11 protein-coding genes are annotated in these 14,003 nt (G+C 62.0%); 8 read left to right on the top strand and 3 right to left on the bottom strand.

The window, feature by feature from the left end; genetic code table 11:
• Positions 1–26: 26 nt before the first annotated feature.
• Positions 27–473: a hypothetical protein gene (locus BLW21_RS21180; RefSeq protein WP_139255198.1), complete on the bottom strand. Its 447-nt coding sequence runs from the start codon at positions 471–473 to the stop codon at positions 27–29.
• 601 nt (positions 474–1,074) lie between these two features.
• Here BLW21_RS21180 and BLW21_RS12475 point away from each other — a divergent pair.
• The 6 genes from BLW21_RS12475 to BLW21_RS12450 all read left to right on the top strand — a co-directional run bounded on the left by BLW21_RS12475 (position 1,075) and on the right by BLW21_RS12450 (position 9,183).
• A complete protein-coding gene (locus BLW21_RS12475; RefSeq protein WP_245711884.1) occupies positions 1,075–3,123 on the top strand; it encodes a VWA domain-containing protein in 2,049 nt (682 codons plus the stop codon).
• A gap of 171 nt (positions 3,124–3,294) precedes the next feature.
• On the top strand, positions 3,295–3,690 hold the full coding sequence (locus BLW21_RS12470; RefSeq protein WP_092740483.1) for a hypothetical protein: 396 nt from the start codon (positions 3,295–3,297) through the stop codon (positions 3,688–3,690).
• An 80-nt stretch (positions 3,691–3,770) separates the two neighbouring features.
• Positions 3,771–4,727: a pseudouridine synthase gene (locus BLW21_RS12465; RefSeq protein ID WP_092740481.1), complete on the top strand. Its 957-nt coding sequence runs from the start codon at positions 3,771–3,773 to the stop codon at positions 4,725–4,727.
• A 50-nt stretch (positions 4,728–4,777) separates the two neighbouring features.
• Positions 4,778–5,671, top strand: coding sequence for an alpha/beta hydrolase (locus tag BLW21_RS12460; RefSeq protein WP_217633864.1), 894 nt, complete (start codon positions 4,778–4,780; stop codon positions 5,669–5,671).
• A 220-nt stretch (positions 5,672–5,891) separates the two neighbouring features.
• Positions 5,892–7,841: a molecular chaperone DnaK gene (gene dnaK, locus BLW21_RS12455; RefSeq protein WP_092740477.1), complete on the top strand. Its 1,950-nt coding sequence runs from the start codon at positions 5,892–5,894 to the stop codon at positions 7,839–7,841.
• A 190-nt stretch (positions 7,842–8,031) separates the two neighbouring features.
• Positions 8,032–9,183: an FAD-dependent monooxygenase gene (locus BLW21_RS12450; RefSeq protein WP_092740475.1), complete on the top strand. Its 1,152-nt coding sequence runs from the start codon at positions 8,032–8,034 to the stop codon at positions 9,181–9,183.
• 245 nt (positions 9,184–9,428) lie between these two features.
• Here BLW21_RS12450 and BLW21_RS12445 read toward each other — a convergent pair whose 3' ends face one another.
• Positions 9,429–10,226 carry a hypothetical protein gene (locus BLW21_RS12445; protein ID WP_092740473.1) on the bottom strand — a complete coding sequence of 266 codons (798 nt, stop codon included), beginning with the start codon at positions 10,224–10,226 and terminating at the stop codon, positions 9,429–9,431.
• Between the two features lie 328 nt (positions 10,227–10,554).
• Entirely contained in the window at positions 10,555–11,217 is a 663-nt protein-coding gene (locus tag BLW21_RS12440) for an ABC transporter ATP-binding protein (protein WP_092740471.1), read from the bottom strand.
• A 149-nt stretch (positions 11,218–11,366) separates the two neighbouring features.
• Between BLW21_RS12440 and BLW21_RS12435 the strand changes: the two genes are divergently transcribed.
• Complete coding sequence (locus BLW21_RS12435; RefSeq protein ID WP_092740469.1) at positions 11,367–12,509, top strand: glycoside hydrolase family 113; 1,143 nt, start codon at positions 11,367–11,369, stop codon at positions 12,507–12,509.
• Between the two features lie 249 nt (positions 12,510–12,758).
• Positions 12,759–13,952, top strand: a complete 1,194-nt coding sequence (gene sucC / locus BLW21_RS12430) for an ADP-forming succinate--CoA ligase subunit beta (protein WP_092740467.1) — start codon at positions 12,759–12,761, stop codon at positions 13,950–13,952.
• Positions 13,953–14,003 lie beyond the last annotated feature (51 nt).

Genomic DNA, 14,003 nt, shown 5'->3' with positions numbered 1-14,003 from the left:
AAAACCTTTTGTTGCAGGCAGGCTTTTTAGTCTGTCCAACTTTTTGGAACACCAGAAAGCTTTAGTCTTTGTCGAGCAAGACTGTCGAGCCATTGACTATCTACCTTGTCTAATATAAACCCCAACGGTCGCTTTCCTTGTGCTCCTTCTGCTCTTCTATAACCTTGCGTCGAGTCAACCTTCATAAACGCATTATGTGCTGTTGATAAACTGTCAATTAATTCATAATCGCTCTCTGTTAAAACAGGCTCAGTAAATCCACTGTGGTCTGAGCTAAGGATTTCTTGAATGGCTTTGGAATTATTATAACTTTTTTTAAGAATTTGTCTTAGATATGTCAACTTAAATTGGTCAATGTAAATGGCTTTATAAGCCGTACTTTGCGATGCATAATAATGCGTGATCTTGCATTGCAGTCCAACTAGAGTGGTCAACAATAGTATTGTATAAATTAATATTTTTTTAGTCGTCATAAGCGGTAAGTATATAAACCTATGTCAATTTGAAAATTGTCGCCAAGCTTGCCTACAACATCTAGGTTGCCGAAACCCAACATGGCCGTAAGTTTCGGGAAGCTGTGCTAAGTACGCAACAAAAATTGAGGTAGCAAGCCAATCTCAGCACGCTTCCCGAAGACACAATTTCATAGAGCAGACAGATTCAGCATTGCCACGCGGGTTCTCCTTTCTTTCTATTCCGCCAGCACCTTCAACCCCGCTTTAGCAATCCGCGCATCCTCATTCCCGTGGGCCCCGCCGACGCCGATGCCGCCCACCAGGCCACCTACCACGATGGGCCCGTGCCGTCTAGCATCAGCCTGCTTTCGTTGAGGTAACGGATGTCTTCGAGGATGCTGCTGGCTTTGATGCCGCGGGCAATGACGGCCGTTTCGCGTTTTTGCGAGTTGGCGGTGTAGGCCTTTTTGTAGCTGGCCCGCAGCGTGTGCCAGCCTGATGGAGGGTGAGTTGGGGTTGGGGTCGGGTTCCGTACCTTCGCGCAACTCTGGGCCCGCGCCGGGGGTTATGGGTTTTCCACTGATTACGTCGGCTCTTGCTGTTATCTGCTTCTCCCTGGTTGATTGGATTGTGCCTGCTGGTGGGCGCGGGCTACGCGGCGCTGCTTTACTCGGCCCGGGCGCCCTGGAGCCGGCCCGTTAATTATGCGCTGGCGGCCGTGCGCTTCGTGGTGGTGAGCTTCCTGTGCTTTCTGCTGCTCTCGCCCTTCCTGAAATCGACCACCACCAGCACCGAAAAGCCTACCGTCGTGCTGGCCCTCGACAACTCGCAGTCGGTGGCGCTGTTTACGCCGCCGGCGGTGCTGCAGCAGGCCACTGCGGGCCTCACCCGGCTGGCCGAAACGTTGCGCGCCCGCGGCTTCGCGGTGGAAACGCGCACGCTCGCGGCCACCCGCGCCACCCGGCCCGACTCGGTGCAGTTTGGGGCCCCGGCCACCGACCTCGACGGGCTGCTGGCCGGCATCGGCGAAACCATGCAGGGCCGCAACCTGGCGGGCGTGGTGCTGCTCTCCGATGGCCTCGTGAACCAGGGCCAGGCCCCCGAATTTGCCGACTACCGCTTCCCGCTCTATACTATTGGCGTGGGCGACACGATTCCGAAGCGCGACCTGAGCCTGCCCGCCCTGAGCTACAACCGGGTAGCCTTCAGTGGCAACCAGTTCCCGATTGAAGCCGAGCTGGCCTACGCCGGCTACGCGGCCGGCACCACGGCCACCGTGCAGCTGCGCGAAAACGGCCGGGTGCTGCAAACCAGGCGCGTGGCTCTGCCGGCCGGGCAGCGGCGCGTTAAAACCACGTTTCTGGTAACGGCCACCGGCACCGGCAAGCGCCGCTACGAGGTGCGGGCCGCGCCGCTGCCGGGCGAGTTCACGCTGCTCAACAACACCAAATTCGCCTACCTCGACGTGGTGAAGGGCAAGCTGCGGGTGCTGCTGGCCGGCGCCGCCCCCCACCCCGACCTCAAGGCCCTGCGCGCCGCCATTCAGCAGACCAACAACTTCGACCTTATTACCTATCTGCCCGGCATCAGTCCGCTTACAACCCAGGACTTCGACGTGGCCATTCTGCACCAGCTGCCAGCCCGCTCGGGTGTGGGCGCCGAGGTGCTGGCCCAGGTGGCCGCCCGCCGCGCGCCGGCTCTGTACGTGCTCGGGGCGCAGTCTGATTTTGGGGTCTACAACCGCCTGGGCACCGGCCTCACGGTGCAGCCCCGCGGCGCACAGACCGACGACGTAACACCTGTGCCCAACCCGGGTTTTAGTCGGTTTACTTTTGAAGAGGACGCGCTGAAGCGGTTTCTGTCCTACCCGCCCGTGCCGGTGCCGTTTGGCGAGGTCCGGCTCAGTGGCGGGGCCGAGGCGGCGCTGTGGCAGCAGGTGGGCCGGGTGGCCACCCAGAAGCCGCTGCTGGTGTTCGGCGGCACCGCTGCCCGCCGCCAGGCCACGCTGCTCACCGAGGGCAGCTGGCAGTGGCGCCTGCAGGAAGCCGTGGAGCACGATGACCGGCCCGAAGCCTACGACCGACTGATTCTGCGGACGCTGCAGCTGCTCACCCAGAACGCCAACCGCAAGCGCCTCGACGTGTACCCGACCCAGGACGCCTTCAACACATCCGATGACGTAACCTTCGGGGCCGAAACCTACAACGCCATTTTCGAGCGGGTGTATGGCGAGCCCGTCACGCTCACCCTCACCGACGAGCAGCAGAAAACCCGCACCTTCAGCTTCGCCCCCACCCCCGACGGCGCGCCGGTGCATCTGGGCGAGCTGCCGGCCGGCCTCTACCGCTACCGGGCCCGCGCCACGCTCGGCGGCCAGCTTCAGCAGGATGCCGGCGAAGTGCTGGTGCAGGAGCAGCAGCTCGAAGCCCTGCAAAGCCGCGCCGACCACAATTTGCTGGCCCAACTGGCCCGCCGCAGTGGCCAGCGCCTGTATTTCCCCGCCCAGCTAGACCAACTGGCGCAGGACATCGAGAAGGCCGGCTACAAGCCCGTCATCTACGAGCAGGAAGACCTCAAAGACCTCATCAACCTGAAATGGCTGTTCTTCCTGCTGCTGGCCCTGATAACGGCCGAATGGGCCACCCGCAAATACTCCGGCGGCGTGTGAGTTGGTTGCCAGTTGCCAGTGAAAAGAACGTCATGCTGAGCGAAGCGGAGCGCAGTCGAAGCATCTCTACCGCAGCGCTAACCTTATTATTGAGGTTACCATTACGGTAGAGATGCTTCGACTGCGCTCCGCTTCGCTCAGCATGACAATACCGCTTTTATAACGCCCCCAATGAAATACCTGCCTCTGCTCGCCACCATCGTATTGCTCGCCGGCTGCGCCAAATCGACCGATAAAAAAGCGGAACTGGCTGTGCAGGACTTTCTGCGCAACCGGGTTTCTACGGCCCGCAATTACTCGCCCGGCAAGTTCCGCCTGCAGCCCTACACCCGTCGCGACTCACTGCTGTATCTGGCGCAGATGGCCCGGATCAATGGCCTGCCTGCCCCGCTCGCTCCCACCCCCGCCGATACGGCCCGCATTGGCATTCTGGTGCACCACGACTACCGCGACCAGACGCCCGACGGCATTCTCATCCGCGACAGTGGCGAGTACGTGGTGCGGCCCAACGGCGAGGTGCGCCTGCTGATTGCCGAGAGCATCCGCCGCCGCCGGCTGGCGCAGTAGCCGTACCTTTGCAGTTCGCTCATCCTGCGCGCCGCGCAGGATGAGCGCCAGATTCCCGTTCCCTCATTCACCGCCTCTCTATGCGCTACATCCTGCTCAACAAACCCTTCGAAGTCCTGACCCAGTTTACCGACGAAACCGGCCGGCAGACGCTCAAGGACTTTGTAACGGTGCCCGATATCTACCCCGTCGGACGGCTCGATTACGACTCGGAGGGACTGGTGCTGCTCACCGACGACAAGCAGCTGCAGCACCGCCTATCGGAGCCGCGCTTTAAGGTGCCCAAAACCTACTGGGTGCAGGTAGAAGGCCAGCCGACGCCCGAGGCCCTGGAGAACCTGCGCCGGGGCGTGGATTTGAAAACCGGCTACACCTCGGCCGCCGAAGTGGAGCTACTGCCCGCAGCTCCCGAGCTCTGGGAGCGAAGCAAGCCGGTACGCTTCCGGGCGAATATCCCCACCAGTTGGCTGCAGATCCGTATTTCGCAGGGCATGAACCGGCAGGTGCGCAAAATGACGGCCGCCGTGGGCTACCCCACCCTGCGCCTGGTGCGGGCCGCCATTGCCGATATGGAGCTGGCCGGGTTGCAGCCCGGCCAGTGGCGCGAACTAACGGCTACCGAAGTACGCCTGCTCACCGAGGAAATGGCCGCCCAGACCTCCGCGGCCGGCACCTTCAAAACGCCCAAACCCTCCGAATACTGGCCCGGCGGCATCCCGCCCGGCGGCAAAAAAAGCAGCGGCAGCCGCGGCGGCTTCACGCCCCCCGGCGGCCCCAAAGTAGCCGGCAGCAAACTCAACCGCCCCGCCGGTGGGCCAAAATCAATCAACCCAAAACCGGCCGGCAGCCGGGCCGACGCGCCCACCCGGCCAGCAGGCAGCAAGCCCGCCGGGGGAAAATCGGCGGGTAGCCGGCCGGCCGGCGCCAGACCTAGCGGCGGAGGCGGCAACGGCAAAACCTTCGGCACCAAACCAACCGGTGGCAAACCCGGTAGCAAGCCCGGGGCGGCGGGCGGCGGCCCCAAGCGGCGCGGCTAGTGCAGCGGCGGCGGCTGGCGCGGCGCGGGCTGTTGGTAGTTCTGCTGGGTTTGGGGCTGCTGAACGCGGTGGCCTTTTTCCACGCCTGGCGCTTCACCCATTTCACGGCTGACTCCGGCCGGCCCACCGGCAGCCCCGAGCAGCTAACGCTGGCCGGCAAACTGGGCGTACTGGCTACCGGCGTGCGCACGCCCAAGGCGCGCAACTATGTCCGGCCCACGTTTCCGTACGCTACCGTGCGGCTGCCCAGCCCCAATGGGCAGCTGGAAAGCTGGTACGGCGCGGTGCCGCGGGCGTGGGGCACGGTGGCGCTGTTTCCCGGCTATACCAGCTCCAAAAGCCAGCTGCTACACGAGGCCGGCTATTTTCGCCGCTTGGGCTACAACGTGCTGCTCACCGATTTTGCGGGCAGCGGCGGCTCGGCGGGTTATAACTGCACTGTGGGCTACCACGAGGCCGCTGACGTAGCCGCCGCCGTGCGCTGGCTGCAGCGGCGGCCGGGGCCGGTGTTCATCTACGCCAACTCCATGGGCGCGGTAGCCACCTTGCGGGCCGAGGCCGAGCTGGGCCTGCGCCCCACGGCCAACCTGCTCGAATGCCCCTACGGCTCGATGCTGGCCACCGCCCAAAGTCGCTTCCACTCCATAGGCGTACCCGCGTTTCCCATGGCCAACCTGCTGGTATTTTGGGGCGGCGCGGCCAACGGTTTTAATGCCTTCGCCCTCGATGCCACCGCCTACGCCGCCCGCATCCCCACGCCCACCCTGCTACTCTGGGGCACCGCCGACCCACGCGTGACGCTTCCCGAAACCGATGCCATTTTCGCGGCCCTGGCCGGCCCGAAGCAGCGACAGGATTTTCCCGGCTCGGGCCACGAGCCGTACTGGTGGAAGCACGAGGCGCTGTGGCAGCGCACGGTGGCGAGGTTTCTGAACGGGCTGTAGCGCGCTTTTGCTTACTGCCCGGCTGGCAGAAACCCTGCCCGCTAGATTTCGGTAGAAAGTCAGACCGGCACGAAAAGCCGCCGCGCAGCCCTCAAAAATGACAATCTGTCATTAGAAACGCGCATTTCGGGGGCTGGTACGTCTCTTGTAATTACCAGTGCACGAGGGTTCCGGCCTTCTTTCAACTGACAACCTACTTTCTACTCCTACTCATAACATCATGGGCAAAATAATCGGTATTGACCTCGGCACCACTAACTCGTGCGTGTCGGTAATGGAAGGCAACGAGCCGGTGGTAATCCCCAACAGCGAAGGCCGCCGCACTACTCCCTCCATCGTCGCGTTTCTCGATAACGGTAAGGGCGAGCGTAAGGTGGGCGACCCCGCCAAGCGCCAGGCCATTACCAACCCCAACAACACCATTCAAAGCATCAAGCGCTTCATGGGTCGTAACTTCTCGGAAGTAACCGAGGAGACTAAAAACGTACCCTACGAAGTGGTAGGCGGCACCAACGGCACCGTAGCCGTGAAAATCGGCGACCGTAACTATACGCCCCAGGAAATTTCGGCCATGGTGCTTCAGAAGATGAAGCAGACCGCCGAGGAGTACTTGGGCACCACGGTAACCGAAGCCGTTATTACGGTTCCGGCCTACTTCAACGATGCCCAGCGCCAGGCCACCAAGGAAGCCGGCGCCATTGCCGGCCTCGAAGTGAAACGCATCATCAACGAGCCCACCGCCGCCGCTTTGGCCTACGGCCTCGATAAGGACCACTCCAACCACAAGGTGGCCGTGTACGACCTCGGTGGTGGTACGTTCGACATCTCGATTCTGGAGCTCGACAACGGTGTGTTCGAGGTGCTGAGCACCAACGGTGACACCCACCTCGGCGGCGATGACTTCGACCAGGTTATCATCAACTTCCTGGCCGACCAGTTCTCGTCGGAAAACGAAGGCCTCGACTTGCGCAAGGACGCCATGGCGCTGCAGCGCCTCAAGGAAGCGGCCGAGAAAGCCAAAGTGGAGCTGTCTTCGTCGTCGGAAACCGAGATTAATCTGCCCTACATCACCGCTACGGCTTCGGGCCCCAAGCACTTGGTGGTAAAGCTGAGCCGCTCGAAGTTCGAGCAGTTGGCCGACTCGCTGTTTAAGCGCAGCATGGAGCCCGTGAAAAAGGCCCTGCAGGACGCCGGCCTGAGCACTTCGGACATTGATGACGTGATTCTGGTGGGCGGCTCGACCCGCATGCCCCGCATTCAGGAAGACGTAGAGAAGTTCTTCGGCAAGAAGCCCAGCAAGGGTGTAAACCCCGACGAAGTAGTGGCCATCGGCGCCGCTATCCAGGGCGGCGTACTCACCGGCGAGGTGAAGGACGTGCTCCTGCTCGACGTAACCCCGCTGAGCCTCGGCATCGAGACCATGGGCGGCGTGATGACCAAGCTCATCGAGTCGAACACCACGATTCCGACCAAGAAGTCGGAGACGTTCTCGACGGCTTCCGACAACCAGCCAAGCGTGGAAATCCATGTGCTGCAGGGTGAGCGGCCGCTGGCTTCGCAGAACCGCACCATCGGCAAGTTCCACCTTGATTCCATTCCGCCCGCGCCCCGCGGCGTACCGCAGGTCGAAGTTATCTTCGACATCGATGCCAACGGCATTCTGCACGTAACGGCCAAGGATAAGGGCACTGGTAAGGAGCAGAAAATCCGCATCGAAGCCTCGTCGGGCCTCTCCGACGCCGACATCGAGCGGATGCGCCAGGAAGCCCAGTCGAACGCCGAAGCCGACAAGGCCGAGCGTGAGAAAATCGAGAAGGTCAACCAAGCTGACTCGATGATTTTCCAGACCGAGAAGCAGATGACCGAGTACGGCGACAAGCTGAGCGCCGGCAACAAAACGGCCGTCGAAAACGCTCTCGCCGACCTCAAGAAGGCCCACGAGAGCAAGGACCTCGGCGCTATTGATACCGCCATGGCGGCCATCAATAGCGCCTGGCAGGCCGCCTCGCAGGAGATGTACGCCCAGGGCGGTGCCGAAGGCGGCCAGCCCGGCGCCGACGGAGGCAACCCCTTCGGTGGAGCCGACGGCCAGCCCGGCGGCAACGGCCAGCAGGGCGCCAACGCCGACAACGTAACCGACGTGGATTACGAGGAAGTCGAAGGCAAGTAAATCACTGATTGACGCCGATTTTTCGGCTGATTACGCTGATTTCTTTTAGGTTTGAAAGGCCCGGAGCAGCTTGCTTCGGGCCTTTTTTTTGTGCCGAGGCCGTTTAGAATGGCCAAAAGAACGTCATGCTCAGCATGACGTTTCTTTGACTCTTTAAACGGCTTTGCTATTTGCAGGCTGACTTTGTTTTATGGCTGATTTCATCATTATAGGAGCCGGCATCGGGGGGCTGGCCGCGGCGCATGCGCTATTAAACCTGGGCCACGCGGTGCGGGTGTACGAGGCGGCGCCCGAGCTGCGGGCGGTGGGCGCGGGCGTGGTGCTGGGGGCCAACGCCATGCGCGCCCTCCACGAACTGGGCCTGCATGACGCCGTAGCGGCGCAGGGCGCGCCCGTGCGGCAGCTGCGCCTGCTCGACCAGCAGGGCCGTCTGCTGCAGGCCGCCGACACCAGCGGATTCACTCAACAGCTGGGCTTCGATAATGTGGGCGTCCATCGAGCCGACCTGCAACGGGCGCTGCTGGCGGACCTGCCGCCGGGCACCGTGCAGCTGGGCATGCCCTTCGAGCGGCTACACGAAACTCCGGCCGGCGTAACGGCCCGGTTCGCCGACGGCACCGAGGCTCACGCCGACGCGCTGCTGGGTGCCGACGGGCTGAACTCGCGGGTGCGGCAGCAGCTGTGGCCGGCGGCCGTACCGCGCTACGCGGGTTACACCTGCTGGCGGGGCGTGGTAGATGCGAGCGTATTGGGGTTGGCGGCCGGCGAATCGGGCGAAACCTGGGGGCGGGCGGGCCGGCGGTTCGGGTACGTGCCGGTGGGCGGCGGGCGAGTGTATTGGTTTGCCTGCCTCAACAGTCCCGAGCCGCGCAACCCCAGGTTCCGGGCCTACCAGGTGGCTGACCTGCAGCGCGAATTTGCGGGCTTCCACGCGCCTGTGCCCGCCCTGCTGGACCTCACTCCCGCTAGCCAGCTGCTCTGGAACGACATTCTGGACCTGCCGCCCCTGCCCCACTTCGCCCGCGGCCCGGTGCTGCTGCTCGGCGACGCGGCCCACGCCACCACGCCCAACCTGGGCCAGGGCGCGGGTATGGCCATCGAAGACGCCGCCGTGCTGGCCCGCTGCCTGCGCGCTGCCCCCTCCGATGTGCCGGCCGCTTTCCGTGCCTTCGAGCAGCGCCGCCGACCCCGCACCGCCCGCATCGTGCGCACGTCCTGGTACCTGGGCCGCGTGGGCCAGCTCGAAAACCCGGTGCTTACCGCCTTGCGCAACGTCCTGATGCGCCTGCTGCCCGCCGCCGTAAGCCGCAGCCAGATGGCTTGGCTGTATGAGGAATTGTAGGTGTGGGGCATAGCACTAAACCAGTCACAAACCGAAATGCAAGGGCGTTGTAGAGGCACAACATTTTGTGTCTCATTGTTGAACAACCCACGCCAGAATCGTCAGGTATTCAGTTCAACGACGAGACACAAAATGTTGTGTCTCTACACTGTTCTTGCCATTGGTTAACCATCTCACGTAAAACACAACCACTAAAAAGCCCGGCTCCTTTTCAGGAACCGGGCTTCGTGTTTTCAGCCTGACGCTTAGGCGGCGGCGGCTGTCTGGCCGTTTTCGCGGTCGTCGATGGCCTTCTTCAGCTTGGCAATGGCCTGGGTGGCACGCTCCTCATCTAAGCGGTTGATGTTGAGTAGCATCTTGGTCTTCTCGGCGCGCGTGACCACCGGGTGGTTGAGCAGACGGATGATTTCCTCCTTCTGCGAGGCCGAAGCGTAGGCCGGAGCCGACGACTCGGTAGCGGCCACCGGCTCGGCGGGTACGGCCTTCATGGCTACGGGCGCAGCCGGAGCAGCTTGCGGAGCCGGCGTCGGAGCTTGCGTTTCGGCCACGGTGGGCGTGTTGCCGCCGTAGTCCATCTCCTCGGCCGGGGTGGGCTCGTAGCCGGCAGCGCGGATAATCCAGGCCAGAATGTTGCGGTAAGCCTTGCCGATGGCGCGGGTCTGGGCCATGCTCATGATGGCAAATTCCTGGTAAAATTTCTTGCCCTGCTCCTTGTTGGAACACACCGCAAAGCCGGCGCCTACGGTCTGGCCGCTCTTCAGGTCGAAGAGAATCACCTTGGCCTGATACTTAATTTCCTGGTCGTTGCTGACGTTGATGACGTGCTCGACCACGGGCACGATGCCCAGGCGCGAGCCGGCGTACTGCCAGCCCTCCACGTTCACAAACTCCTTGCCCTGCACATTGGTCGTGAGCTTGTTTTCCTTGATGAACTTGGCCAAATCCGTGGCCAGGTGCAGCGTTTCGTCGGAGTGCGACAAGTCGTAGCTCTCAACTTTGGGCTTGCGGATGGGCTCTTTGGGGGCTTTCACTGCTTGGCTCATGGTGCTTTTCCGTTAGGTTCCTGTAATGACATAAATGGGGTTCGGGTATATAACCGATACGCAACACAAATGGTGCAAAAATTCATCTATTTTTATATAATTTTTATCGTTGATTAACAGATACTTACAAACCATATTTCCAACCTAATTAGTCACTATCTTATTTAGCTTACCTGCCGCCTTGCGCTACAGTTGAGCCTCGTCTGAACCAGGGCGCGAGGGCCACCGGTGGCATCTGTATAATCAACCCAGGCTCAGAAGCCGGGGCACAAAAAAACGCCGGCTACTGGCCGGCGTTTTTTGCGCTGATAACTGCCTGTGCGGCCTTTTAATTGTCTCCTTCCCAGATGTAGCCGTCCTTCATGGTGATGGTGCGGTCGGCCATTTCGGCCAGCTGGTCGTTGTGGGTGACGATGACGAAGGTCTGACCCAACTCTTTGCGAAGCAGGAAGAAAATCTGGTGCAGCTCCTGGGCGTTCTGCGAGTCGAGGTTGCCGGAAGGCTCGTCGGCGAAAATGATTTCGGGCGAGTTGATGAGGGCGCGGGCTACGGCCGTGCGCTGCTGCTCGCCGCCGCTCATTTCGGAGGGCTTGTGGTCGGCGCGGCGCTCCAGGTTCAGCATACCCAGCAATTCGCGGGCCCGCACCCGGGTTTCTTTCTCCGAGCGGCCCGCCAGATAGGCCGGCAGACACACGTTTTCGAGGGCCGTGAATTCGGGCAGCAGGTTATGAAACTGAAAGATGAAGCCGATGTGGCGGTTGCGAAACCGGGCCAGATCGGAGCGGCCCAGCGAGCTAACCGACTCGCCATCAAACAGCACCTCGCCCGAGTCGGGGTTGTCGAGCGTGCCCAGAATGTGCAACAGCGTACTCTTGCCGGCGCCCGAAGAGCCCACGATGGACACAATTTCCGACTTCTCGATGGTCAGGTCGATGCCCTTGAGCACTTCCAGCGTGTTGTAGCTTTTGCGGACGTTGATGGCTTGCAGCAAAACGGGTCGGGGAACGGGGCCAGATATAGGAGTACGGAAACAAATCTACGGAATGTCGGGCGTTGCGGTGGCATTCGGCCCGGCCAGGGGGGCGGGCAGCGCGCGCAAGCCCCAACGGGCGTACCTTCCCGGTTCGTATGCTGTCTTCTATGCCCCTCCCTGCTTTTTCGTTCCCGCGCTGGCTCGGCGGGCTAGTGCTGACGGCCACCGTGCTGCTGGCGCTGGCGGCCGGCTGGTGGTACTGGCCGCGCACCGTGCCGGCCCTGCGGCCAACGCCCGCGGGGGCGGCCGCCCTGGCTCCGCTGCCCACCACCCCGCCCCCGCCCGATGGCCGGCTGCGGGGCGTGAGCTGGGTGGGCACCGATTCGGCCTCCATGCTCGACCTGGAGCCACTAACCAAGGCCGGCGTGACCTGGATTGCCCAGATGCCCTTCGGCTGGCAGGCGGGCGCGGCCGAGCCCACGGTGCAGCTGCGCAGCGGCGTGGCCAGCCGCCGTTACTGGGGCGAAAGCGACGCGGGCATCCTGCTTACGGCCCAACGCGCCAAGGAGCACGGCATCCGCACGCTGCTCAAGCCTCATTTGTGGCTGCGCGGCCCTAGCAACTGGTCAGGCGACATCAACATGGCCTCCGAAACCGACTGGCAGACCTGGTTCAGCAGCTACTCGGTTTTCATCCTGCACTATGCCCGGCTGGCCGAAACGGGCCGGCTCGACGCCCTGTGCATCGGCACCGAGCTGGAGCGCACCGTGGGCCACGAGGCCGAGTGGCGGGCGCTTATCGGGCAAGTCCGGCAGGTGTACCACGGGCCCCTCACGTACGCGGCCAACTGGAGCGGCGAGTTCGAGCAGGTGAAATTCTGGGATGCGCTGGACTTCATCGGGGTGCAGGCCTACTTCCCGCTCAGCACCCAAACCAGCCCCACGAAAGCCCAGCTGCTGGCCGGCTGGCAGGAGCCGCTACGCCACATTTCCGCCGTGCAGAAGCGCTACAACAAGCCCGTCGTGTTCACCGAAGCCGGCTACAAAACCACCGCCAACGCGGCCGCCAAGCCCTGGGAGTGGCCCCAGCAGCTCGACCTGCTGGCCCCGGCCGATGAGGCCACCCAGGCTGCCTGCTACGCCGCCCTGTTCGAGACATTCTGGCCCCGGCCCTGGTTTAAGGGTCTGTTCATCTGGAAGTGGTACCCCGGCCTGCAGCCCGACGGCCCCGCCCGCCGCCACTCCGACTTCACGCCCCAGCACAAGCCTGCCGAGCGGGTGATGAGCGAGTGGTTTTTGAAGGGCGGATAAGGTAGTAGAGAAAGGTAGGAACTGAAATAAAACCTGTCATCCTAAGCGGAGCGCAGGACCCAGAGCGAGGCGAATGCTTGCCGTTAGCCTCTTTGCAGGTCCTGCGCTCGGCTCAGGATGATAGACTTTCTTGAGCCATAACCTCCTCACGCCAGCACTTTATTACCCAATAATTCCCCCTCCCCCACCAACTCCCAACTCAATTCTACCTACTTTCGCGGTTAGAAACCACCCCCATAACTGACCTCTATGAACATTCACGAGTATCAGGGCAAAGACATTTTGAAGCGCTACGGCGTGCGCATACAGGAAGGCATCGTGGCCAATACGGCTGAAGAGGCCGTAGCGGCTGCCGAAAAGCTCACCGCCGACACCGGCACCAGCTGGTACGTTATTAAGGCCCAGATTCATGCCGGCGGCCGCGGCAAAGGCGGTGGGGTGAAACTCGCCAAAAGCCTGGAGCAGGTAAAGGAAATTGCCGGCCAGATCATCGGCATGCAGCTCGTTACCAAGCAAACCGGCGCCGAAGGCCGCAAGGTGCACAAGGTGCTCGTGGCCCAGGATGTGTACTACCCCGGCGAGTCGGAGACCAAGGAGTACTACATGAGTGTGCTGCTCGACCGTGCTACTGGTCAGAACGTTATCATCTATACCACCGAAGGCGGCGTAGATATCGAGGAAGTGGCCGAGGCGCATCCCGAGAAAATTCACCGCGAGCATATCGACCCGCGCGTAGGTCTGCAGGGCTTCCAGGCCCGCAAAATCGCCTTCAACCTGGGCCTGTCGGGCGAGGCGTTCAAGGAGATGGTGAAGTTCGTGACGGCCCTGTATAAGGCTTACGACGAAACCGATTCGGCCATGTTCGAAATCAACCCCGTGTTGAAGACCTCGGACAACAAGATTCTGGCCGTTGACGCCAAGGTGGACCTGGACGAAAACGCCCTCTACCGCCACAAGGACTTCGCCGCCCTGCGCGACACCAACGAGGAAGACCCGCTGGAAGTAGAAGCCTCGGCCTCGAACCTGAACTATGTGAAGCTCGACGGCAACGTGGGCTGCATGGTGAACGGGGCTGGTCTGGCCATGGCCACTATGGATATCATCAAGCTGAGCGGCGGCGAGCCGGCCAACTTCCTCGACGTTGGGGGAGGGGCCTCGGCCGAAACCGTAGAAGCCGGTTTCCGCATCATCCTGAAGGACCCGAACGTGCAGGCCATCCTGATCAACATCTTCGGTGGTATCGTGCGTTGCGACCGGGTGGCCAACGGCGTGGTGGAAGCCTACAAAAACATCGGCGACATCCGCGTGCCCATCATCGTGCGTCTGCAGGGCACCAACGCCGAAGAAGGCGCCCGCATCATCGACGAGAGTGGCCTGAAGGTGTACTCGGCCGTGCTGTTGAAAGACGCTGCCGAGCGCGTGAAGGAAGTACTGGCTAAGTAATTAGCAAGCGCTTAAAAGCAAGAATGGCCGTTGAACGCCCCTTTCGGGAGT

Source organism: Hymenobacter psychrophilus (assembly GCF_900107135.1).
GTDB classification, from domain to species: Bacteria; Bacteroidota; Bacteroidia; order Cytophagales; family Hymenobacteraceae; genus Hymenobacter; species Hymenobacter psychrophilus.
Note: the sequence above shows the minus strand (reverse complement) of the source record. Positions and strands in the feature narration are given on the sequence as shown.

Coding starts and splice junctions, on each gene's coding strand:
- dnaK (WP_092740477.1), top strand. CDS start 5,892: ATGGGCAAAATAATCGGTATTGACCTCGGCACCACTAACTCGTGCGTG.
- BLW21_RS21180 (WP_139255198.1), bottom strand. CDS start 473: ATGACGACTAAAAAAATATTAATTTATACAATACTATTGTTGACCACT.
- sucC (WP_092740467.1), top strand. CDS start 12,759: ATGAACATTCACGAGTATCAGGGCAAAGACATTTTGAAGCGCTACGGC.
- BLW21_RS12470 (WP_092740483.1), top strand. CDS start 3,295: ATGAAATACCTGCCTCTGCTCGCCACCATCGTATTGCTCGCCGGCTGC.
- BLW21_RS12435 (WP_092740469.1), top strand. CDS start 11,367: ATGCCCCTCCCTGCTTTTTCGTTCCCGCGCTGGCTCGGCGGGCTAGTG.
- BLW21_RS12465 (WP_092740481.1), top strand. CDS start 3,771: ATGCGCTACATCCTGCTCAACAAACCCTTCGAAGTCCTGACCCAGTTT.
- BLW21_RS12450 (WP_092740475.1), top strand. CDS start 8,032: ATGGCTGATTTCATCATTATAGGAGCCGGCATCGGGGGGCTGGCCGCG.
- BLW21_RS12445 (WP_092740473.1), bottom strand. CDS start 10,226: ATGAGCCAAGCAGTGAAAGCCCCCAAAGAGCCCATCCGCAAGCCCAAA.